The organism is Azospirillum baldaniorum (assembly GCF_003119195.2).
Lineage (GTDB): Bacteria > Pseudomonadota > Alphaproteobacteria > Azospirillales > Azospirillaceae > Azospirillum > Azospirillum baldaniorum.
In genome coordinates, this window is the sequence record NZ_CP022254.1 from 1,157,950 (window position 1) to 1,178,947 (window position 20,998).

Below are 20,998 nucleotides of genomic sequence, written 5' to 3' on the forward strand. Positions count from 1 at the left end.
GAGGCACACCATGATCCTTCTCACCGGCGGCACCGGCTTTCTCGGTGGTTCCTTCTACCTCGACGCCGTCAAGAACGGGACCGCGGCGGACTGCCTGCTGCTGATCCGCGGCGCCGACGAGGCCGCCTGCCGCGCCCGTCTCGCCACCAACCTGATGCGCTGCGTCGACCGCGCCACGGCCCAGGCCTACGCCGATCTCTGCCAGATCATTCCGGGCGACCTGCAGTCGCTGGCGACCAGCACCGACCCGCGGCTGGACGCGGTGACCCACATCGTCCACGTCGCCGCCGACACCTCCTTCGACAGCCGCCATTCGGTCTGGCAGATCAACGTCGACGGCACGCTGGCACTGGCCGCCCGCGCCCGCCGCATGAAGCATCTCCAGCGCTTCCTGCACATCGGCACCGCCTTCTGCTGCGGCGAGACGCCGTGGCTGGAGATGGTCTCGGAGGCTCCCGCCCCTGGCCACGACACGCCGCACATCGTCGAATACACCCGCAGCAAGGCGGCGGCGGAACGCGCCCTCGCCGCCGGTTTCCCCGACCTGCCGATCGTCGTCTGCCGCCCGTCCATCGTCGTCGGCCACACCGCGATGGGCGTCCGCCCGAGCGCCAGCATCTTCTGGTTCTTCCGGCTGGTCGACCGCACCGGCGTCCTGCCCTGCTCGCCGGACGGCTTCATCGACATCGTTCCGGTGGACTGGGCCTCGGCCCGGCTGCACGACCTGCTGCGCAAGCCGGAGCTGAAGCACAACCTCTACCACATCTCCGCCGGCCTCGGCAGCCGGACCCTGTGGAGCGACTTCCAGGCCGCCTTCGCCGCGCACGGCCATGAGGGCACCCGCCCCTACAGCTTCTTTGACCCGAAGGGTCCGGAAGGCTGGAAGCCCTTCGACCGCGCCTTCCGCCTGGCCTTCCCGCAGCGCGACATCCTGCACCGGACGATGATGGCCGGCGGGCGCAAGTACCACCGCTTCACCGCGCAGGACATCGCCTTCGACAACAGCCGCCTGCTGGCCGAGGGCTTCACCCCGCCGCCGCGCTTCGCCGACTACATCGGCGTCTGCCTGACCAACCCCGGCACGACCATCGCCGAGCAGTTCGTCGACGACGCCGCCAGCTTCGAGTTCGACGAGTCGCTGGCCCCGGCCGGGTCGCCGGCCACCGCCGCCGCCTGAGCCTCATCGCCGGAGAAGGATGCCATGCCGCTCCTCATCGCCACCCGCCTCGCCTCCAGTCCGATCCACGGGCTGGGGCTCTTCGCCGAGGAGGCGGTCGCCGCCGGCACGCCGGTGTGGGCGTTCGACGCCCGCATCGACCGCCTGCTGGAGCCCGACGACGCCGTGCTGGCGGAGTTTCCGCAGGTCGCCCGGCTGATCGACTTCCACGGCTGCGTGATCGAGGGGGTCGGCGTCCTTCTGCCGGGGGACGACGCCCGGTTCCTCAACCACGCCGATGGTCCGTCCATTGGGCGGGCCGATCCCGGCGACTGGCGGCGCTTCGTCGCCCGCCGCAACATCGCCGCCGGGGAGGAGATCACCTGCAACTATGAGGACATCTGCGCCGACGTGCGCGAGGCCGGGGCGGCGCTCTATCTGACCGGAGCAGGGGCCGGAGCAAGGGAATGACCACGCCCGCGGCGCGTCCTCCCCTGCGGACCAGCTTCGTCGCACCGGCGGCCCTGACGCCGGAGCGCCGGGCGGCGATGTTCGCCCTGCTCAGCGTCTGGTTCGAAGGCTACGGCGAGGACTATTTCAACGAGGAGCTGGAAGACCTCGACCACTGCGTGCTCCAGGAGGACGCCGCGACCGGGGAGCTGGTCGGCTTCGCCACCGTCTACCGGCAGGCGACGGAGATCGGCGGCACCGCCGTTGGCGCCTTTCACACCGCCCATTGCATCCTGGAGCGCCGCTTCTGGGGGTCGAACGAGTTGGTGCGCTCGATGGTCGCCGAGATGGTCGCTCGCGCCCGCGCCGACCGTTCGGGGCGGCTGTGGTACTGGAGCTACAGCGCGGTCGGCTACCGCTCCTACCGCTACATGCCGATGCTGTTCGTCCGCCACACGCCGCACCCGGACCAGCCTCCGGACGACCTCGACCGGGCGTTCCGCGACCACATCGGGCGGGAGTGCTTCGCCCAGTACTACGACGCCGAGACCGGAACCGTGGATTGGCAGTGGCAGGGCTACGGCCTGACCGAGGAGGCCCGCGCCATCAGCGAAGCCAAGCTGGACAGCCCGGCGGTCGCCCAGTTCCGCCGCATCAACCCGCGCTGGGCCGACAGCGTGGAGATCCTCTGCCTCGCCCGGCTGCAGGACGACAACCTCACCGCCTTCGGCCGCCGCTGGTTCTGCACTAGCCCTCTCCCCTCTGGGGAGAGGGTGGCCCGAAGGGCCGGTGAGGGGGTTGTGCTTCTGCCGAACGGTCCGACACGCGCAACCCCCTCACCCTAACCCTCTCCCCAGAGGGGAGAGGGGACAACACGACACCATTTCCGCAAGCCTCGACCCTGGAATGACGACGCCCATGAACACCTTGTCCCTTCGCGCCGCCGCTCTCGCCGGCACCGCCTTCGCCGCCCTGACGTCGGTTCCGGCCCTGGCCGAGCCGAGCTTCGACCTGATCCTCGGCGGCGACGCCTATTTCCAGGGCGCCTACATCCGCCAGCAGCAGGACGAGGGCCTGCGCCCGCGCGAGTTCGCCAACCGCTACCGTCTGGTCGTCACCCCGACGGCGACCGCCGACAACGGCCTGACCTACGGCGCGCGGCTGCGCATCGTGGCGGGCAACGGCGATCCCACCGTCTCGACCCGCAACATCGAGAACGACCGCGCCTTCCTCTTCGCCAACGGCGCCTTCGGCACGATCCAGGCCGGCGTCATCAACGGCCTGTCGGACGAATACGGGATGATCGGCCCGAACGTCGAAGGCGTGGCCGGCAGCCCGGACAGCAACGGCATCCTGTTCCTCAACGGCTCCTCGACCTTCGGCGCCCTGCCGCTGGCCGCCACCAGCCTGCGCACGCTGATCGCCTACGACACCGGCACCAAGCTGGTCTACATCACGCCGAGCTTCGGCGGCCTGTCGGCGGCGGTGTCCTACATGCCGCGCAGCGGCGACTCCAACACCTCGGTCAACCGCCGCACGACCGACGCGCTGGGTGACCTGCTGTCCTTCCGCGACGTGGTCGAGGTCGGCGGCGCTTTCCAGACCGCGGTCGGCGATTTCAGCATCGAGGGCAGCGCCTTCTACGCGACCGGCAAGGCGGTGCGCCAGACCGACGGCGTCGTCAGCCAGTCCTTCGAGGACCTGAACTCCGTCCATGTCGGGGCCAACGTCGGCTACGGTCCGGTGAAGGTCGGCGCCAGCTACGCCTACAGCGGCGACAGCGGCTATGCCGAGGGCCTCGCCCAGACGCGGGCGCAGCAGAACTGGATCTTCGGCGCGCAGTACAGCGCCGGACCGCTGCTGTTCGCCGCCAACTACCTGCGGGCGCTGGGCAACGACAGCGCGACCATGTCCACGCCGAGCAAGGCGGACATCTGGCAGGGCGGCGTCACCTGGACCGTCGCCCCCGGCTTTACCGCCGGTCTGGAGTACGACTACGTACAGTCCGCCCTGCAGGCGGCCCGCCCGGATGGCAGCGACCTGAAGGACCGCGCGCACATCGTGATGCTCGACACTCGTCTGGCCTTCTGATCACGCTGACCGCTGCGGCCTTTGGAAAGCTCCAGGGGCCGCAGCGTTTTCGCGCCATCGACCTTCGCTTAAATCGTTTGTTGGCACCACGGAGCGCGGTCTACCCTGGCCGTCCGAACCAACGTCAGAAGGGTGCGCCGGTGTTCGCGTTTCATCTCGCCTTTCCCATCCGGGACATCGAGGAAACCCGCCGTTTCTACGTCGATGTCCTGGGCTGCCGCGAAGGGCGCTCCACCGAGCGGTGGATCGATTTCGACTTCTTCGGCAACCAGATTTCCGCCCACCACTCGTCCGAGCCGCGCTCGACCGAGACCAGCATGGTCGACGGCAAGTCGGTGCCGCTGCATCATTTCGGGGCGGTGCTGCCGCGCCCCGTCTGGGACGCGCTGAGGGAGCGGCTGGAGGCCGCCGGCGCGACCTTCCTTCTGGAGCCGCAGATCCGCTACCCTGGCAAGCCGTCGGAGCAGGGGACCTTCTTCATCCTCGACCCCTCCGGCAACGGGCTGGAGTTCAAGAGCTTCACCGACGAATCCGGCATGTTCGCCCAGGTCGAGGCGACCTGACGCACCGAGGCAGGGCCTACACCGGCGGGGCGGCGTCCGTGGCCGAGGGTGCCGTCGTCTGCGCCGGTGGGGCCGCTGGCACGTCGTCGCTGCCCTCGCTGCGGTCGCGGTAGAGGGCGGCGCGGGCGAGCAGCATCAGCGTGATCGGCGTGGTCACGATCATGAAGACGGCGATCAGGATCTCGTGCAGAACCAGCCGCGACTGCAGCACGGTGAAGCACAGCATCGAGGCCAGCAGCACGGAGCCGATGCCCATGGTGGTGCCCAGCGTCGGGGCGTGGACGCGCTCGTAGAAGCTGCGCAACCGCACGAACCCGATGGACCCGATCAGCGCCAGCGAGGCGCCGAGCAGGAGCAGCAGCGCCACCGGGATCGCCGCCCAGACCGGCAGGTCGGCCAGATGCGTCATTCGATCACCTCTCCGCGCATGAGGAACTTCGCCAGCGCCGCCGTCGCGACGAAGCCGAGCAGCGCGATGATCAGCGCCGCCTCGAAATAGAGCGTGCTGCCGGTGCGGATGCCGAAGGTCAGCAGCAGCATCGTGGCGTTGACGTACAGCGTGTCGAGCCCGAGCACCCGGTCCTGCGCCCGCGGACCGCGCAGCACGCGGATGGTCGCGCAGGCCATGGCGGCGACCAGCAGGATCTGCGCCAGGAAGATCGACCAGAGCAGCAGCGTGGCGGTCATTCGAAGATCTCCATCAGCCGCTTCTCGTACCGTCCCTTGATGGTGTCGATCCAGGTGCTCTCGTCGACCAGATCGAGGATGTGGAGAAGGATGGTGTTGTTCGCGGAATTGTACTCCACCCAGATCGTCCCCGGCGTCGCCGTGATGATGCAGGCCAGCGTCGCCAGACCGTAGGGCGCCCGCATGTCGAGCGGGATGTGGAGGAAGCCGGACACCCGCTCCGTCTTCCGCGGGTTGAGGATGATCTTGACGACCGCGAGGTTGGAGCGGGCGATGTCGGCCATCACCAGCGCGGCGAGCGCGAAGACGGCGCGCGGCCGCTTCAGCCGTCCGCCCGGCGGGTCGAGCGCCGCGAAGCCCCAGAGCGCGACGGTCGCCAGGATGCCCCCCATCAGGATGGAGCCCAGCGCCACGCTCTCGGTCAGCAGCAGCCACATCGCCACGAGCGCGGCGGTCAGCAGCGGGTACGGCCACCAGCGCTTCATGGCGCGACCCCCTTGCCGGTTCCGGGCGCCGCGGTGGTCATCACCCCCTGGACGTAGCGTTCCGGTCCGTGAAGCGAGCGGGCGGTGTCCTCCATGTAGCGCATCACCGGACCGGCCTGGACGGTCAGCGCCACACAGAGCGCCAGGAGCATCATCACCGGACCGAGTTCGACGAGGCGCACGCGCGGCAGGTCGCCCGCGGGCGACGCCCAGAAGACGTCGATGCCGGTGCGGCTCATCGCGACCACCGTCGCCAGACCGGACAGGATCAGCGCCGCCATCAGCGCCCAGGTGGTGAAGGGAAGCCCCTCCGCCCCCTGCGCCAACATCGGCGCCAGGATGGCGAACTTGGCGAGGAAGCCGGACAGCGGCGGCAGACCGGCGAGAAGCAGCGCGCAGGCCATGAAGGCGATGCCGAGGATCGCCATGATCGCCGGGATCGACACGCCGATGGCGTCGTCGTCGTCCGACTCCTCGTCCTCGCCCTCGCCGAAGGCCTCGCGCGTCACGGCCAGCACGTCGGCGCCGACCATGCGGCCGCGCTCGACCAGTTCGATCAGCAGGAACAGCCCGGCGATCGCCAGGACGGAGCTGGTCATGTAGAACAGCGCGCCGCCGGTCACCGCCACCTGCCCGGCGCCGACGGCGGCCAGCAGCGTGCCGGAGGACACCAGCACGCTGCCCCCGGCCAGCCGCGCCAGATTCTGCGTCGCCAGCACCGCGATGGAGCCGAAGGCGATGGTCAGGACCCCGCCGATCAGCAGCCAGTGCCCGCCGAACCCCGCCGAGGTGCCGGCGCTGTCGCCGAAGACCAGCAGCCAGATTCGGATGATGGCGTAGATGCCGACCTTGCTGAGGATCGAGATGATCGCCGCGGACGGCGCACCGACCGTTGTGTAGGTGTTCGGCAGCCAGAAGCCCAGCGGCCACATGCCCGCCTTGATCAGGAAGGCGACGCCGAGGATCGCCGCCCCGGCCTCCAGCAGCCCACGGTCCTCCGGCGCGACCCCGGCGATGCGCACGGCCAGCTCGGCCATGTTCAGCGTGCCGGACACGCCATAGATCATGCTCACCCCGATCAGGAAGAGCAGGGACGCCGCCAGATTGATGGCGATGTAATGCAGCCCGGCGCGGACGCGGGCGAGGCCGGAGCCGTGCAGCGCCAGCCCGTAGGAGGCGGCCAGCATGATCTCGAAGAAGACGAAGAGGTTGAACAGATCGCCGGTCAGGAAGGCGCCGTTCAGACCCATCAGCTGGAACTGGAACAGCGAATGGAAATGCGCCCCCGCCTTCTGCCAGCGCGCCAGCGCGAAGACCAGGGCGGACAGCCCCAGGATGCCGGTCAGCACCAGCATCATCGCCGACAGCCGGTCGAGCACCAGGACGATGCCGAACAGCGACGGCCAGTCGCCCAGCCGGTAGACGCGCACGGTGGCGTCCGCCCCGGTGGCGGTGTGGTCCGTCAGATAGAGCAGCAGCACCGCCAGCGCCAGCAGCGCCGACGCCGACGCCACGCCGAGCGTGGCCTTCAGCGCCCGCCGCCGCTCGTCGATCAGCATCAACAGCGCGCCGACCAGCAGCGGGATGACGATCGGCGCGATCACCAGATGATCCATCCACCCGTTCACCGGGACTTCTCCTTACCATCCACATGGTCGGTTCCCGTCAGGCCTCGCGCGGCGAGGAGCAGGACGAGGAACAGCGCCGTCGTCGCGAAGCTGATGACGATGGCCGTGAGGACCAGGGCCTGCGGCACCGGGTCGGCGTGGGTGGCGAGGCTGCCGGCCATGCCGCGCTCCAGCACCGGGGCCGCCCCCGTGCGCAGGCCGCCGGTCGAGAAGATGAAAAGGTTGACGGCGTAGGAGAGCAGCGACAGGCCGATGATGACCTGGAAGGTGCGGGGACGCAGCAGCAGCCAGACGCCGGAGCCCGTCAGCACCCCGATCCCAAGGGCGAGGATAAGTTCCATCAGTCGTCTCCGGTTGCGGCGGTCGGGGCGCCGGTCGGGGCAGTGGTCGCGACCGGAGCGGGCGCCGCGGGGGCGCTCGCCGCCGGTGCGCGCGGCGCCGCGGCGCGATGGCCGCGGACCGACTGGCGGGCCAGCGCGATCAGGGTCAGCATGGTGGCGCCGATGACCAGAGCGAACACGCCGATGTCGAACAGCAGAGCGCTCGCCGTCGGAATCTCCCCGATGAGCGGCAGGTCCGCGTAGGCGAAATAGGTGGTCAGGAAGGGCCGCCCGAACAGCAGGGCACCCAGGCCCGTGCCGGCGGCCAGCAACAACCCGAGGCCCATCCAGCGCAGCGGCAGCACGCGCAGCCGCGCCTCCACCCACTGCGTGCCGCCCAGCATGTATTGCAGGATCATCGCGATCGAGCCCATCAGCCCCGCGGCGAAGCCGCCGCCGGGCAGGTCGTGGCCGCGCAGCAGCAGGAACAGCGCGACCATGCCGACCACCGGGAACAGCAGACGCGCGATCACCGACGGAACCAGCAGCCAGTCGGCCACCGTGTCGCCCTCCCGCCGCTCGGGCCGGGCGATGTCGTAGGCGCTCTGGTCGCGCTGCTGCTCCGGCACGTCCACGCTGTCGGGGGCCGGGCGGAAGCGGCGCAGCAGCGCGTAGGCGGTCAGCGCCACCACGCCCAGCACGGCGATCTCGCCCAGCGTGTCGAATCCGCGGAAGTCGACCAGGATCACGTTGACGACGTTGGTGCCACCGCCCTCGGTGTAGGCGCGCTCCAGGAAATGCTGCGCGAGGATTTCCGGCGGGAAGCGGGTCATCACGCCGAAGGCCAGCCCGGCCATGCCGAGCCCGGCGGTGATGGCGATGGCGAGGTCGCGCAGGCGGCGGCCCGTCCGCATCACTTCCGACGTGCCGGTGCCGGGAAGCCGCTTAGGCAGCCAGCGCAGGCCGAGCAGCAGCAGGATCGTGGTGACGATCTCGACCAGCAGCTGGGTCAGCGCGAGGTCGGGGGCGGAGAACCAGACGAAGGTGACGCAGGTGACCAGACCGGTGCCGCCGAGCAGGATCAGCGCGGCGAGGCGGTGGAACTTGGCCTGCCACGCCGCCCCCAGGGCGCAGGCCGCGCCGATCGCCCAGATCAGGGCGAGCACGGGGTCGATGCCCTGCGGCACCAGATTGCCGGGGCCGAGCCCGCGCCGGTAGACCGCCCAGCCCGCGGCCAGGATGGCGACGCAGACGACCAGCCGCAGCTGGGGCTGCAGGCGCCGGGTGCCCAGCAGGCCTTCCAGCGTCCGGGCGAGGCGCCAGGACAGGAAGACCATGCTCCGCTCGAACATGCGGCGGCCTTCCAGGCGGCTGATGAAGGGCGGGCCCTCGATGTTGTTCCGGAACAGCGGCTGCAGCAGGAAGTAGAGCGTCACGCCGGCCGCCAGGGCGAGCAGGCTCATCACCAGCGGCGTGTTGAAGCCGTGCCAGACCGCCAGGCTGTACTCCGGCGTCGCGGCGCCGAGCGCGGCGTGGGCCGCCATGTTCAGATACGGCCCCACGGTGGCCGCGGGCAGCAGCCCGATGATGATGCAGGCCAGCGCCAGGATCTCGACCGGCAGCCGCATCCAGGCCGGCGGCTCGTGCGGCAGGTGCGGCAGGTCGACCGGGTCGGGGCCGAAGAAGGCGCCGTGGATGAAGCGCAACGAATAGGCCACGGCAAAGGCGCTCGCCACCATCGCGGCGAAGGGCAGGATGTGGAGCAGCAGCGGCAGCGACGCCTGGGCCGACAGCGTCTCGGCGAAGAACATCTCCTTCGAGATGAAGCCGTTCATCAGCGGCACGCCGGCCATGGCGGCGGCGGCCACCATCGCCAGCCGCGTCGTGAAGGGCATGAAGCGGTTCAGGCCGGACAGGCGCCGGAGGTCGCGGGTTCCCGTCTCATGGTCGATGATGCCGGCGGCCATGAACAGCGACGCCTTGAAGGCGGCGTGGTTGAGGATGTGGAAGATCGCCGCGACCATGGCGAGTTCGCTGTTGAGCCCGAGCAGCAGCGTGATCAGCCCGAGATGGCTGATGGTCGAATAGGCCAGAAGTCCTTTCAGGTCGTTCTGGAAGATCGCCACATAGGCGCCGATCAGCAGGGTGGCCAGACCGGCGCTGCCGACGATCCAGAACCAGGCCTCCGTCCCCGCCAGCACCGGCCACAGCCGGGCCATCAGGAAGACGCCGGCCTTCACCAGGGTCGCCGAATGCAGATAGGCCGAGACGGGGGTGGGTGCCGCCATGGCGTGCGGCAGCCAGAAATGGAAGGGGAACTGCGCGCTCTTGGTCAGGGCGCCCATCAGGATGAGGACCAGCGTCGGCAGGTAGAGCGCGTGCTCGCGGATCTTGTCGCCCGAGGCCAGAACGACGTCGAGGTTGTAGCTGCCGACGATGTGGCCGAGCAGCAGCACCCCCGCGAACAGGCACAATCCGCCCGTCGCGGTGATGGTCAGCGCCATGCGCGCGCCATCGCGCGCCGCCGCCGTGTGGTGCCAGTAGCCGATCAGCAGGAAGGAGAAGAGGCTGGTCAGCTCCCAGAAGAAGGCGATCTGGATCAGGTTGCCGGAGAGCACCACCCCCGTCATCGACCCCATGAAGGCCAGCAAAAACGCGAAGAAGCGCGGGACCGGGTCGTCCGCCGACATGTAATAGCGCGCGTACAGCACGACGAGCGCGCCGACCCCGAACACCAGCCCGGCGAACAGCCAGGCGAAGCCGTCCATCCGCAACGTGAGGTCGAGGCCGAGCGACGGCATCCAGGCCATCGAATGGCGGATCACCCCGCCCGCCGCCACCGTCGGGTAGGCGGCCCACACCAACCCCAGCCCGATGATCGCGATCGCACCGGCCAGCCACGCCGCGGTGTTGCGCGCGTGCGTCGGCAGCATCCCGGCGACGATCGCGCCGACGAACGGAAGGCCGGTGGCGGCCAGGAGCAACAGGGCGTCGGACATGGTCTGTGACAATGGGGTCTCGGGCAATCGGAGGGGCCAAAATGCTGAGAACTGTCGGCTTTACGAATATAGGAAGGATGGTGGTCCCTCGCCGCGCCGGCCAGAAATCGCTCGGTCAGAAATCGTCGTCGTCAAGCTCCCGTTCGGCGTTGGGGGGAAGCGCCTGCCGGACGAGCTGCACCACCGCGTCGGGCGTTTCCGCCTGACGCAGCTTGCGCAGGGATTGCGGGTCGCGCAGGGCTTGGCAGATCTCGCCCATGACGGGCAGCAGGCCCTTGCGGGTCGCGGTCGGCCAGAGGACGAGGAAGAACAGGTCCACCGGCTCGTCGTCCCGGGCCTCGAAATCGATGGGTTTGCGGAGCCGCGCGAACAGCACCAGCGGGTTTTCCGTCCCGCGCAGCTCCGTGTGGGGAAGCGCCACACCCTTGCCCAGCGCCGTGGAGCCGATGTGCTCGCGCGCCTGCAGGGCCTTGAGAATCTCCTCCTTGGGTGCTCCGATGCGGCTGGACGCCTCGGTGGCGAGAAGATCGAGCAGGGTTTCCTTGTTGGCCGGCCCTGCATCGAGAATGACGTTGTGTGCGGACAAGAGGTCCGAGATGTTCATTCCTGTCTCCATGGGTGGCAAACCTTCCGTCTCCTGTCCCGACCGTCCGCGGTCCGTGCCGGGATGGCCGTGAACCAACAGACTTCCAATCAAATTCGGTACGCCTTGTCCACAGCGCCAATACCCACGACGCCAATCGCCGCCGGGACCGGTGGCCGCCCCACCCCACGGACACGCAGCGCCGGCAGGGCCCGCGCTTCGCAACACACCTCGTTCCTTTCCCGCCCTTGCCGCAGGCTCCACACCCATTTTGGGAATGGAATCGCGCCCCGCAAGTGGCGGGGTAGCCATCCATCTACGTCTTGGCCGCGGCTGTAATCCCACAATCCGTGCTGCGGGGGCGAAAAAACGGATGGGCGGGGCAAGACGCTGCCGCCTGGAGGGCCGATCCGGGAAAGACACGGAAGCCTGAAAATTATCAAGGGCTTGCGCCCATGGGGGACGCCCCGCCCTTCCCCGCGCCATGGGGAAAGGGCGGGGCGGTGCCGTCCCGTCCTTACGCTAGCATCCGCACCGGCTCGCCGGCGTGCCAGGCGAGGATGTCGTCCAGCGCGTCGCGGTAGAAGACCTCGTAATTCTCGCGGGTGACATAGCCCAGATGCGGCGTCAGCACCGTGTTCGGCGCCTCCAGCCAGGGGCTGTCCACCGGCAGCGGCTCCACGGGGAAGACGTCCAGCCCGGCGCCCGCGATGCGATGCTCGTGCAGGGCCGCCAGCAGGGCGTCCCCGTCCACCAGACCGGCGCGCGACGTGTTCACGAAGAAGGCCGAGGGCTTCATCGCGTCGATGTCGTCCGCCCCGACCACGCCGCGCGTCCGCTCGCCCAGCACCAGATGGACGCTGACGATGTCGGAGGTGGCGAACAGGTCGCGCTTGTCCAGCCGGGCGACACCCGCGGCGGCGGCCCGCTCGTCGGTCAGGTTGGGGCTCCAGGCCGCGACCTCCATCCCGAAGGCCTGGCCGACCCGCGCCACCTGGGTGCCCAGCTTGCCCAGCCCGACGAGGCCGAGACGCTTGCCGGCCAGCCCCTGCGTCAGGCCAGCCTGCCAGCGCCCGGCGCGCAGGCCGCGCTCCTCCTGCGGGATGCGCTTGGTCAGCGCCAGGATCAGGCCCCAGGTCAGCTCCGCCGTCGGGGTGCCGACCATGCCGGTCCCGCAGACGGTGATGCCGCGGGCCTTGCAGGCCTCAAGGTCGATGGCGTTGTTGCGCCCGCCCGTGGTGACGAGAAGCCGCAGGTTCGGCAGCGCGTCGATCAGCGACGCGGGGAACGGCGTGCGTTCCCGCATGATCACCAGGACGCTGTAGGGGGCGAGCGTGCCCACCACCTCCTCCGCCGGGATCGGCCGTTCGAAGACCGTCAGCGCGCTGCCGTTGGGCAGGCGATGCCACTCCGCCAGATCGCGCGCGACGTTCTGGTAATCGTCGAGGATGGCGATCTTCATCACGGCTTCGCGAAATAGGGCGCCAGATTGGCCCGGATGCGCTCCACCGCCGGCGTGACTTCCGTGGGAACCTGGAAGGTCTGGCCGGTGATGGTCTCGAACGCCTCGATGTAGATGCGGGCGGCCTCCAGCACGACCTCCGCCGGGATTTCCGGGATGGCGTCCTTGTAGGGGTCGCAGCGCTGGGTCACCCAGCTGCGCACGAAGTCCTTGTCGAAGCTCTCCGGGCGCTGCCCGGCCTCGTACCGCTCCGGATAGCTGGCGGCGAACCAGTAGCGGCTGCTGTCCGGCGTGTGGATCTCGTCGGCGAGGATGATGTTGCCGGCCTCGTCGAAGCCGAACTCGTACTTGGTGTCGACCAGGATCAGGCCGCGCGCCGCCGCGATCTCGCGCCCGCGGGCGAACAGGGCCAGCGCCTTCTCCGTCACCTCGTCCCACTGGGCCTGGGTCAGCAGCCCGCGCTCCACGATCTGGGCGGCGGTCAGCTCCTCGTCATGGCCGGCGTCGAACGCCTTGGTGGTCGGGGTGATGATCGTTTCCGGCAGCTTCTGGTTCTCGCGCAGCCCGTCGGGGAAGACGTGGCCGTACATCTCGCGCCGGCCCTTCTTGTACATCGTCCACAGCGAGGTGCCGGTGGTGCCGGCCAGATAGTCGCGGACCACGATCTCCACCGGCATGATGGTCAGCCGCTTGGCGACCACCACGTTGGGGTCCGGGTATTCCAGGACGTGGTTCGGGCAGAGGTCCTTCGTCGCCTCGAACCAGTAGCGGGCGATCTGGGTCAGCACCTGACCCTTGAAGGGGATGGCGGTCAGGATGATGTCGAAGGCCGACAGCCGGTCGGTGGCGATGATGACGCGCCGCCCGTCGGGAAGGTCGTAATTCTCGCGCACCTTGCCCCGGTAGTGGTTGGGCAGCTCGGGAATGGCGGCGTCCTTGACGACGTTGGACAGATGCGGAGCAAGCTGAGCGGTATCGACCATGGTTCCAGATCCGGCAAAAGGGAGGCGCATGATAGCGCAATCGCCGCGCGGGGCCAGCGCGGTTATAGTCCCGAATCCGGGGAATGGGGACATCCGATGCGGAAAACGGAAGAAATTCAACTCTGTTATGCCGACCTGCGCGGGCTGGCGCACCGGCTGGAGGCGTTCCGCGCCCTGCTGTCCCCCGACGAGGCGGCGCGGGCCGCCCGTTTCGCGACGGAGGAGCTGCGCACCCGCTGCGCGCTGCGGCGCGGTCTGCTGCGCCATCTGCTCGGGCGGGTGACGGGCCGCGACCCGGCGAGTCTGGCCTTCGCCTACGGGCCGATGGGCAAGCCCTCCCTGCCCGGCGGCCCGGCTTTCAACCTCGCCGACTGCAAGGATCATGTGCTGATCGCCATCGCCCCCTGTGCGACGGTGGAGCTGGGCGTGGACATCGAACGGCTGCGCCGCCTGCCGGACGCCGCCGGAATCGCCGAGCGCTTCTTCGCGCCGGAGGAGCGCGACGCCTTCGCCGCCCTGCCCGACGCGCTGCGGGACGAGGCGTTCCTCAACAGCTGGACCCGCAAGGAGGCCTTCATCAAGGCGACCGGCCAGGGGCTGTCCACGCCGCTCGACCGCTTCGCGGTGGAGCTGACGCCGGGCCGCCCCGCCCGCCTGCTCAGCCTGGACGGCGCGCTGGAGGCCGGGGATGCCACGGACTGGTCGCTGTTCGACCTGCGCCCGGCGCCGGGGCTGGTCGGCGCGCTGGCGGTGCGCGGCGACGGCTGGCGCCCCGTGTTCCGCCCGCTGGATGAAACGTTCAGCGCTTGACGATTTCCCAGGCGATGCGCGCCGGCTCCTCGCCCAGCTCCGTGGAGCCGATGACGATCTCGCCGCGCGGCGGGAGCGGCAGCGGTTCGCCGGCCTTCAGCCGCCGCGGCTCCGCCACGCCCGGAACGGCGATCTGGGTGCCGTTGCGGCTGAGATCCTCCACCACGAAGACGCCGTCCTGGCGCGACACCGCGGCGTGCCGCCGCGAGGCCGAGGCGATGTCGAGGACGAACTGGCACTGCGACGACCGCCCGATGACGAGCTGGGTTCCGTCCTCCGGGATCGCCCGGGTCTGGCCGCGCCAGAACAGGACCAGCCGCTCCGCCGCCGCCTTCGACACGTCGATCAGAATCGTCTCCTCGGTCGCCCGCGTCACGACCTCCCCGGCAGGGGCGGCCAGCAAGGGGATGCCGAGCGATCGTTCGGCGTCCGGAATCGCGGCGATCTTGGCGATCAGCCCCTCGGCCAGCGCGCGGGGGATGCCGGCGGCGCGCAGGCGGCGGCCCAGGCCGCTGCGCACGTCGTCCGTGCTGACGCCGGGGGCGACCAGCTCGCGGGCCGAGGTGATGCTCTCGAACTCGGTGGCGACCTGCCGGATCAGGACACTGAGCTTGTTGCGCCCGAAGGGGCTGGTGGCGAGGTCCAGCAGATAGCCGATGCGCTGGGCCGGCGCCGGCAGGCGGGTGGCCAGACGCTGCACCGCCATGTCGAAGGACGCGTCCTGACCGCCGGAACTCCACACCGTCTTGGCGCGCCGGGTCAGCGCCTCCGCCATGCCGGCGCCGCCCAGGAAGCCGTCGAAGTTGGTCAGCCGGTCGACGATGATGCCGAAGGCCTTGCCCTCCGCGGCGGTGCCGGTGCGGGTCAGCGGGGTCAGGCCGGCCAGACCGCCCTGGATGCGGCGCAGCAGCGCCTTGCGCGTCTCGTCGAAGCCACCGCCGCCCAGCGCGTTGGACAGGGCCAGCAGCTCGTCGGTGAAGGGAAGCCGATCGTCGAGGTCGCCGTGCATCGCCGCGATCAGGCTTTGCAGCGCCGCCCCCAGGTCGGGCGCGTAGCCGATCAGCGCGCGCACCGGCTCCCGCCCGTCAACCGTTTCCGCCAGCATCTGGTCGAGCAGGCGGCGGTTCGCCTCCTCCTCCCCGTCCTCGCGGTGGAAGCGCAGCAGCGCCTTGACCTTGCCGGGCCAGTCGCGGCACGGCTCCAGCACCGCGGCGAAGGCGTGGGTGACCAGCCGGTCGCGCTCCTCCGGCGGGCGCTCCGCCGCCGCCGCCAGCAGGCCGGCCACCCCGCCGCGGGCCAGCGCCGCGTCGAAGGGCGCGAGCGTGTCCGACGCCTGCGCCATCTCCTTCAGCCGGGTGAACAGCCGCATGAGCTGGTCGTGCCGGTCGAACGGCTTCACCCCCAGCAACGGCGCCTGAAGGGTGGCGAGCCGGCTGACCGCCGGATTGAACAGCAGGGCCTCCCGCTCGAAATAGCGCAGCGGGTAGTAGCGGTGGAGCTGCTCGGCCGGGATCACCGCCTGATCGTCCCAATAGCCGCGCAGCAGGCGCAGCAGCAGCATCCGGCTTTCGAAGGAAAAGAGCTGGAGCGCGTCGGTGCAGAGGCTGGCGGGCCCGACGTCGGTCTCGTCGATGGTGGAGATGGTGGTCGGCTTGCCACCGCCGGAGCTGGACTTCTGGAAGATGACCTCTTCCTTGCCCGCCTGATTCACCTTCAAAATCCGGACAACCGGAAATTTCGCAAGACGAAGCAAATACGCCGCGCGTTCCCGGGCCGCGGCCTCGTCGGGAAAGACCCCGTCGATGTTGGGTTTTCCGCCCTGGTCGACGACCACTTCGAACGTGAGGCTGCGGCGCCGTGACATCATGGGCTTTTCAGCTCTTTCCCCAGAGGCGTGGCGTCTTTTGAGGACTTCATCGTACGGTAAGCGGACTTTCCGCGCAGCAAGATTCCTGGCCCGTCCCAGACCCGGCCAACGATTGACGCGGATGCCGGCCGGGGCTTTGCGCTAGACTGGCCGCCATGCGGCTACCGACCTTCTCCATCCTGTTCCTGCTGGCCTGCCTCACCGCGGTGTCGGCCTGCGCGTCCCCCTATGGCGCCACCGGTCCGGACGACCGGGCGGCGATCGCCCGCAACGGCTTTTCCGCCGATGACGTCGGCTACGTGCTGTTCGATCCGGACAGCGGCGCCGTCCTGGCGGAGCGGCAGCCGGCCAAGCCCTTCGCCCCGGCCTCGGTCGCCAAGCTGCCGGCGATGGCCGCCGCCCTGGCGGTGCTGGGGCCGGACCACCGCTTCGAAACCACGCTGCACATCACGGGGCGGCTGGGAGACGGCGTTCTGGACGGCGACCTGATCCTGAAGGGCGGCGGCGACCCGTCCCTGTCCAGCGAAGGGCTGGCGGAGTTGCTGCGCGACCTCGGCGCGCTGGGCGTCACGCGGGTGACCGGGCGCTTCCTCTACGACACCTCCGCCCTGCCCGAGATGCCGGAGATCGACGCCGGGCAACCCTGGACCGCCGGCTACAACACCGGGGTCGGGGCGCTGTCGCTCAACTTCAACCGCTTCCGCTTCGACTGGGCGCGCCCCGCCGCCGCCGGGCAGCCGGTGCGGGTCAGCGCGTGGTCGGTGTCCGACACGGGGCGCGTGCCGCTGGACAGCGTGACGGTGCAGCTCGGCGCCGGGGCCGGGGCCGCCTTCACCCCGCTCATCGCCATGGATGGCGAACCGGCCAATGGGGAACCTGGGGGCGAGCGCTGGCGCTTCGCCCCGCAGCCGGGCATGGCGGCCAGCCTGTGGCTTCCGGTCACCCGCCCCGGTCTGGCGGCGGCCTACGTGTTCCGCCGGCTGGCCGTGGAGGCGGGGATCGCCCTGCCCGCCCCGGCCCCCGGCGCGGTGCCGCCGACCGCCACGCTCGCCGCTCTGCACCGCAGCGAGCCGCTGGAGGTTCTGGCCCGGCAGGTCCTGCGCTACTCCAACAACCTGTCGGCGGAACTGATCGGGCTGGCCGCTGCCCGGCGGCTGGACCCGGCGGTGCAGACGCTGCCAGAGTCGGCGGCGGTGCTGACCGCGCCGGCCATGCTGGCGGCCCCGCGCACCGACTGGACGGGGCTGCGGCTGCTCAACCATTCGGGGCTCAGCGCCGCATCGCGCATCACCCCGGCCCAGACCATGGCGCTGATCCAGGGCGCCGGCCCGGCGGTTCTGGCCCTTCTGCCCGGCGAGGACGAGGGCAAGGTCCTGCCCCCCGGCGTGCGCGCCAAGTCAGGCACGCTGGCCTACGCCAAGGCGCTGGCCGGAACGCTGAAGACGGCGGGCGGGCGCACGCTCGGCTTCGCCTTCTTCGTCACCGACGAGGCGCAGCGCGCCGCCATGGACCGGACGATGGACCGCCGCATCGCCGAGATCCCCCCGGAGGCCCGCGCCTGGCTGGCCCGCGCCCGCAAGCTCCAGGCCGACCTGCTGGAGTTGTGGATCGCCGGTTTGTAAGAGTCTTCCCCCCTCTCCCGCTCCGGGAGAGGGGGCACGCGAAAGCGGGCGGGTGAGGATCGTGCGAGGATTGAAGCATGATCCTTGGTGGCACCCTCACCCTTCCCACGCCTGCGGCGTGGGCCCCTTCCCTCTCCCGGGGCGGGAGAGGGGGCAATCGCGCCCGCAACCGCGACGCTTGGCGAAAGGCGGCGGTCGGTTGTACACTGCGACCGAATGTCCCACCGAGGTTCTGGATGCCGATCACCCCGCGCGCACGCCGACTCCAGCAGGGTTCCGACACACCGGACATCGCGGCCAACCGCTACCACGACCGGCAGTTGGGTGCGGAGGTGGTCAACATCGTGGTCGGCGGCTGCGTGGTCAGCGACGACCCCAACGTCGTCATCACCACCACGCTGGGCTCCTGCATCGCCGCCTGCCTGTTCGATCCCGTCGCGGCGATCGGCGGGATGAACCACTTCCTGCTGCCCGACCACAACGGCGACCGGCTGTCCATCTCCTCCCGCTACGGCAGCGCGGCCATGGAGCAGCTCATCAACCGGCTGCTGGCGGCGACGGGGCGGCGCGACCGGCTGCGCGCCAAGATCTTCGGCGGGGCCAGCGTGAACGGCGCCCCGCGCAGCGCCGGCATCGGCCAGCGCAACGTCGAGTTCGTCATGGAGTATCTGGCGGCCGAAGGCATCCCGACGATGAGTTGGGACGTCGGCGGCTCGACGGCCCGCGCGGTGCGCTTCTACCCCACCTCGGGCCGCACCCAGCGCCGCCTGATCGGGGAGGAAACGGTGCGCGACATCGCGCGGTCCGAGACCTCCTTCATGGACCGGCTGCGCAAGACCGGGATCGATGGCGACGTGGAACTGTTCTGATCCCCATGCTCCATGGATTGTCCCGCCTGCTGCCCGCCATCGCGGACCAGAATCTCGACGAGGCCGCCGTCTACCGGCGGGAGTCGCTGTACGAGCGTCCGCGCTACGAGGGCGCCCGCGGCCTGATCCCCGCCGCCGGCCCCCTGCTCTGCCCGCTCTGCGGGCGGGAGGCGGCGCGCTTCCTCCCCTTCGGCCTGGGCGGGCGGCGCAACGCCCGCTGCCCGGACTGCGGGTCGCTGGAGCGCCACCGCTTCCTGTGGAGCTTCCTGGCGGAACGGACGGACGTGCTGCGCCGGTCTCTGCGCATCCTGCACACCGCCCCCGAACCCTGCCTGGAGCCGTTGCTGCGGGCGCGGCACGGCCGGCGCTACGTCACGCTGGACCGCTTCAACCCGGCCGCCGACGTGCAGGCCGACCTGACCGACCTGCCCTTCCCGGACGGCCATTTCGATCTCGTGCTGTCCAGCCACGTGCTGGAGCATGTCCCCGACGACCGCGCCGCGCTGCGCGAGATCGCCCGCGTCCTGAAGCCCTCGGGCCGCGCCGTCCTGCTGTTCCCCTACGACCCCAAGGGGCCGACGCGGGAGGACCCGGCGATGGACACGCCCGCCAAGCGGCTGGCCGCCTTCGGCCATCCCTATCACTACCGGATTTATGGTACGGATACCCCCCAGCGCATGGCCGAGGCCGGGCTGGACGCCACGCTCGTCGCCTCCACGGCGATGCTGAGCGCGCACCGCCGGCGGCGGCGGCGCATCAACCGCAACCACCTGTTCCTGGCGCGCCCGCGCGCCGCGGCGGGCCGGGCGTCCGGGGAGGGGTCATGAGCCGCAGCATCCGCATCGCCACCTTCAACCTGGAAAGCCTGGACGACACCGGCGACCTCTCCTTCGAGGAGCGCGCCGCCGTGCTGCGCCCGCAGTTGGAGCGGCTGGACGCCGACATCCTGTGCCTTCAGGAGGTCAACGGCCAGCGCGAGGCGAAGGGGGAGCCGCGCACCCTGCGCGCTCTGAACCGGTTGCTGGAGGGCGGCCCCTACGCCGATTTCCACCGGACCTCCGGCGGCGAGGGGACCAAGCTGGCCGACCGCCACAACCTCGTGCTGGTGAGCCGCTGGCCGATCCTGGCGGCGCGGCAGTACCGGCACGATCTGGTGCCCTCCCCGCAGGTCCGCATGGTCACCGCCGACCCGGCCCAGCCCGGCGGCGACGCCGTGACCTGGGACCGCCCGGTGCTGCACGGCGAGATCGAGCTGCCCGGCGGGCGGCGTCTGCACGTCTTCAACCTGCATCTGCGCGCGCCCATCGCCGCGCCGGTGCCGGGGCAGAAGAAGAACGCCTCCACCTGGAAGAGCGTCGGCGGCTGGGCGGAGGGCTTCTATCTCGCCTCGATCAAGCGGGCCGGGCAGGCGCTGGAGGCCCGGCTGGCGGTGGAGCGGGTGTTCGACGCCGACCCGCAGGCGCTGATCCTGGTCGCCGGCGACCTCAACGCCGAGATCGAGCAGACCCCCGTCCGCATCATCCGCGCCGACCTGGACGAGACCGGCAACGGCCACCTCGCCGGGCGGTCACTGGTGCCGCTGGAACGCTCCGTCCCCGAGGAACGGCGCTTCACGGTGCTGCACGGCGGCGACGCGGTGATGCTCGACCATCTGCTGGTGTCGCGCGCCCTGCTGGGCTGGTTCCGCTCCGCCGAAATCCACAACGAGGCCCTGGGCGACGAGCTGGTCGCGCACGCCACGGTCAGCCATTCCCCGGAAAGCTACCACGCGCCCCTGGTCGCCCGCTTCGAGCTGCCCGATCAGACGGTGACGGAGACGATGGCGCCCGGCGAACCAGCGCCGTAGGACCCCGTGGCGCGGGGAACGGCGGCCGGGGTGGTTCCCGCCGGACCGGCGCCCGTCGCGGGCGGCGTTCCGCTGGACGGGGCGCCGCTCGACGGGATGGCGCCGTATCCCGATCCGACGCTCCGCCCGGCGACGCCCGGCGTGGCCGTAGCGCCGGATGCCGCGGTTCCTTTGCCGGTGTCGTGGCCTTCCGCCGCCGCGTCGGTCGCGACGCCCAGGCGGCTGGCGGTGCGGCGGTATTCCTCCACCACCTGTTGCGCCGGGATCTGGTTCTGGGTTTCGCCGGAGGAGCGGTCGCGGAAATAGATGACGGCCAGCCGGGCGCCCTGGTCATAGCGCAGGACCGGGCTGATGTAGCCGCCGGCCACCACCACGGGATCGGACGGGGACGCCGCCGAGGTGGATTGGTCCGCAACGCTGGACGTGGTTTGGGAAGTCGGTGCCGCGGCATCGGCCACGGATTGCGGCGTCGGGACCGCCGATGCCGGAGTCGGCCGGTTCGCCTGGATGCCGGAAACGCTTCGGATGTCCATGGCTGGCCGCCTTTCCCCTGCGGGCCCTGCCCCGGACCGGCCGG

The 20,998-nt window shown here is 70.5% G+C and carries 21 protein-coding genes; 10 read left to right on the plus strand and 11 right to left on the minus strand.

Annotated features, from left to right (window positions below):
* The first annotated feature begins 10 nt into the window (after nt 1–10).
* The 5 genes from Sp245p_RS19550 (at nt 11) to Sp245p_RS19570 (ending at nt 4,260) form a co-directional block, all read left to right on the plus strand.
* Entirely contained in the window at nt 11–1,177 is a 1,167-nt protein-coding gene (locus Sp245p_RS19550) for an SDR family oxidoreductase (protein ID WP_014197924.1), read from the plus strand.
* Nucleotides 1,178–1,201: 24 nt separating this feature from the next.
* Complete coding sequence (locus tag Sp245p_RS19555; RefSeq protein WP_014197925.1) at nt 1,202–1,627, plus strand: SET domain-containing protein; 426 nt, start codon at nt 1,202–1,204, stop codon at nt 1,625–1,627.
* The gene (locus tag Sp245p_RS19560) at nt 1,624–2,451 is read left to right on the plus strand and encodes a hypothetical protein (protein WP_014197926.1); all 828 of its coding nucleotides are present in this window, start codon (nt 1,624–1,626) and stop codon (nt 2,449–2,451) included. Before Sp245p_RS19555 ends, Sp245p_RS19560 begins: the two co-directional genes overlap by 4 nt.
* Nucleotides 2,452–2,524: 73 nt before the next feature.
* Nucleotides 2,525–3,697: a porin gene (locus tag Sp245p_RS19565; protein ID WP_014197927.1), complete on the plus strand. Its 1,173-nt coding sequence runs from the start codon at nt 2,525–2,527 to the stop codon at nt 3,695–3,697.
* Nucleotides 3,698–3,837: 140 nt separating this feature from the next.
* Nucleotides 3,838–4,260, plus strand: coding sequence for a VOC family protein (locus Sp245p_RS19570; protein ID WP_014197928.1), 423 nt, complete (start codon nt 3,838–3,840; stop codon nt 4,258–4,260).
* Nucleotides 4,261–4,276: 16 nt separating this feature from the next.
* Here the strand turns inward: Sp245p_RS19570 and mnhG are convergent, their stop codons facing one another.
* The 9 genes from mnhG to Sp245p_RS19615 all read right to left on the minus strand — a co-directional run bounded on the left by mnhG (nt 4,277) and on the right by Sp245p_RS19615 (nt 13,407).
* On the minus strand, nt 4,277–4,669 hold the full coding sequence (mnhG, locus tag Sp245p_RS19575) for a monovalent cation/H(+) antiporter subunit G (RefSeq protein ID WP_014197929.1): 393 nt from the start codon (nt 4,667–4,669) through the stop codon (nt 4,277–4,279).
* Nucleotides 4,666–4,947, minus strand: coding sequence for a K+/H+ antiporter subunit F (locus Sp245p_RS19580; RefSeq protein WP_014197930.1), 282 nt, complete (start codon nt 4,945–4,947; stop codon nt 4,666–4,668). Before Sp245p_RS19580 ends, mnhG begins: the two co-directional genes overlap by 4 nt.
* Nucleotides 4,944–5,432: a Na+/H+ antiporter subunit E gene (locus Sp245p_RS19585; protein WP_014197931.1), complete on the minus strand. Its 489-nt coding sequence runs from the start codon at nt 5,430–5,432 to the stop codon at nt 4,944–4,946. Before Sp245p_RS19585 ends, Sp245p_RS19580 begins: the two co-directional genes overlap by 4 nt.
* Nucleotides 5,429–7,048 carry a monovalent cation/H+ antiporter subunit D gene (locus Sp245p_RS19590; protein WP_014197932.1) on the minus strand — a complete coding sequence of 540 codons (1,620 nt, stop codon included), beginning with the start codon at nt 7,046–7,048 and terminating at the stop codon, nt 5,429–5,431. The genes Sp245p_RS19585 and Sp245p_RS19590 overlap by 4 nt, the downstream gene beginning before the upstream one ends.
* 8 nt (nt 7,049–7,056) lie before the next feature.
* Nucleotides 7,057–7,401 (minus strand): Na+/H+ antiporter subunit C, encoded by a 345-nt coding sequence (locus tag Sp245p_RS19595; protein WP_014197933.1) that lies wholly within the window; start codon nt 7,399–7,401, stop codon nt 7,057–7,059.
* Nucleotides 7,401–10,379, minus strand: a complete 2,979-nt coding sequence (locus Sp245p_RS19600; protein WP_109138780.1) for a monovalent cation/H+ antiporter subunit A — start codon at nt 10,377–10,379, stop codon at nt 7,401–7,403. Before Sp245p_RS19600 ends, Sp245p_RS19595 begins: the two co-directional genes overlap by 1 nt.
* A gap of 115 nt (nt 10,380–10,494) precedes the next feature.
* Nucleotides 10,495–10,983 carry a PTS sugar transporter subunit IIA gene (locus Sp245p_RS19605; RefSeq protein ID WP_014197934.1) on the minus strand — a complete coding sequence of 163 codons (489 nt, stop codon included), beginning with the start codon at nt 10,981–10,983 and terminating at the stop codon, nt 10,495–10,497.
* Between the two features lie 496 nt (nt 10,984–11,479).
* Nucleotides 11,480–12,424, minus strand: a complete 945-nt coding sequence (locus Sp245p_RS19610; protein ID WP_041812367.1) for a D-2-hydroxyacid dehydrogenase family protein — start codon at nt 12,422–12,424, stop codon at nt 11,480–11,482.
* Nucleotides 12,424–13,407, minus strand: coding sequence for a phosphoribosylaminoimidazolesuccinocarboxamide synthase (locus Sp245p_RS19615; protein ID WP_014197936.1), 984 nt, complete (start codon nt 13,405–13,407; stop codon nt 12,424–12,426). Before Sp245p_RS19615 ends, Sp245p_RS19610 begins: the two co-directional genes overlap by 1 nt.
* 96 nt (nt 13,408–13,503) lie before the next feature.
* Here Sp245p_RS19615 and Sp245p_RS19620 point away from each other — a divergent pair, with 96 nt between their 5' ends.
* A complete protein-coding gene (locus Sp245p_RS19620) occupies nt 13,504–14,217 on the plus strand; it encodes a 4'-phosphopantetheinyl transferase family protein (protein WP_014197937.1) in 714 nt (237 codons plus the stop codon).
* Here the strand turns inward: Sp245p_RS19620 and Sp245p_RS19625 are convergent.
* Nucleotides 14,207–15,928 (minus strand): FHA domain-containing protein, encoded by a 1,722-nt coding sequence (locus tag Sp245p_RS19625; RefSeq protein WP_246119796.1) that lies wholly within the window; start codon nt 15,926–15,928, stop codon nt 14,207–14,209. The genes Sp245p_RS19620 and Sp245p_RS19625 overlap by 11 nt on opposite strands.
* Before the next feature lie 311 nt (nt 15,929–16,239).
* On the opposite strand from Sp245p_RS19625, the gene dacB reads away from it, so the two are divergent.
* The 4 genes from dacB (at nt 16,240) to Sp245p_RS19645 (ending at nt 20,421) form a co-directional block, all read left to right on the plus strand.
* Nucleotides 16,240–17,706, plus strand: a complete 1,467-nt coding sequence (dacB, locus tag Sp245p_RS19630) for a D-alanyl-D-alanine carboxypeptidase/D-alanyl-D-alanine endopeptidase (protein ID WP_014197939.1) — start codon at nt 16,240–16,242, stop codon at nt 17,704–17,706.
* A gap of 236 nt (nt 17,707–17,942) precedes the next feature.
* Nucleotides 17,943–18,575, plus strand: coding sequence for a chemotaxis protein (locus Sp245p_RS19635; protein ID WP_014197940.1), 633 nt, complete (start codon nt 17,943–17,945; stop codon nt 18,573–18,575).
* A 5-nt stretch (nt 18,576–18,580) separates the two neighbouring features.
* Nucleotides 18,581–19,402 (plus strand): class I SAM-dependent methyltransferase, encoded by an 822-nt coding sequence (locus tag Sp245p_RS19640; RefSeq protein WP_014197941.1) that lies wholly within the window; start codon nt 18,581–18,583, stop codon nt 19,400–19,402.
* A complete protein-coding gene (locus tag Sp245p_RS19645) occupies nt 19,399–20,421 on the plus strand; it encodes an endonuclease/exonuclease/phosphatase family protein (protein WP_014197942.1) in 1,023 nt (340 codons plus the stop codon). The genes Sp245p_RS19640 and Sp245p_RS19645 overlap by 4 nt, the downstream gene beginning before the upstream one ends.
* On the opposite strand, the gene Sp245p_RS19650 is transcribed toward Sp245p_RS19645, so the two are convergent.
* Nucleotides 20,376–20,954, minus strand: coding sequence for a hypothetical protein (locus Sp245p_RS19650; protein WP_014197943.1), 579 nt, complete (start codon nt 20,952–20,954; stop codon nt 20,376–20,378). The two genes, Sp245p_RS19645 and Sp245p_RS19650, sit on opposite strands and share 46 nt — an antisense overlap.
* Nucleotides 20,955–20,998: the final 44 nt, after the last annotated feature.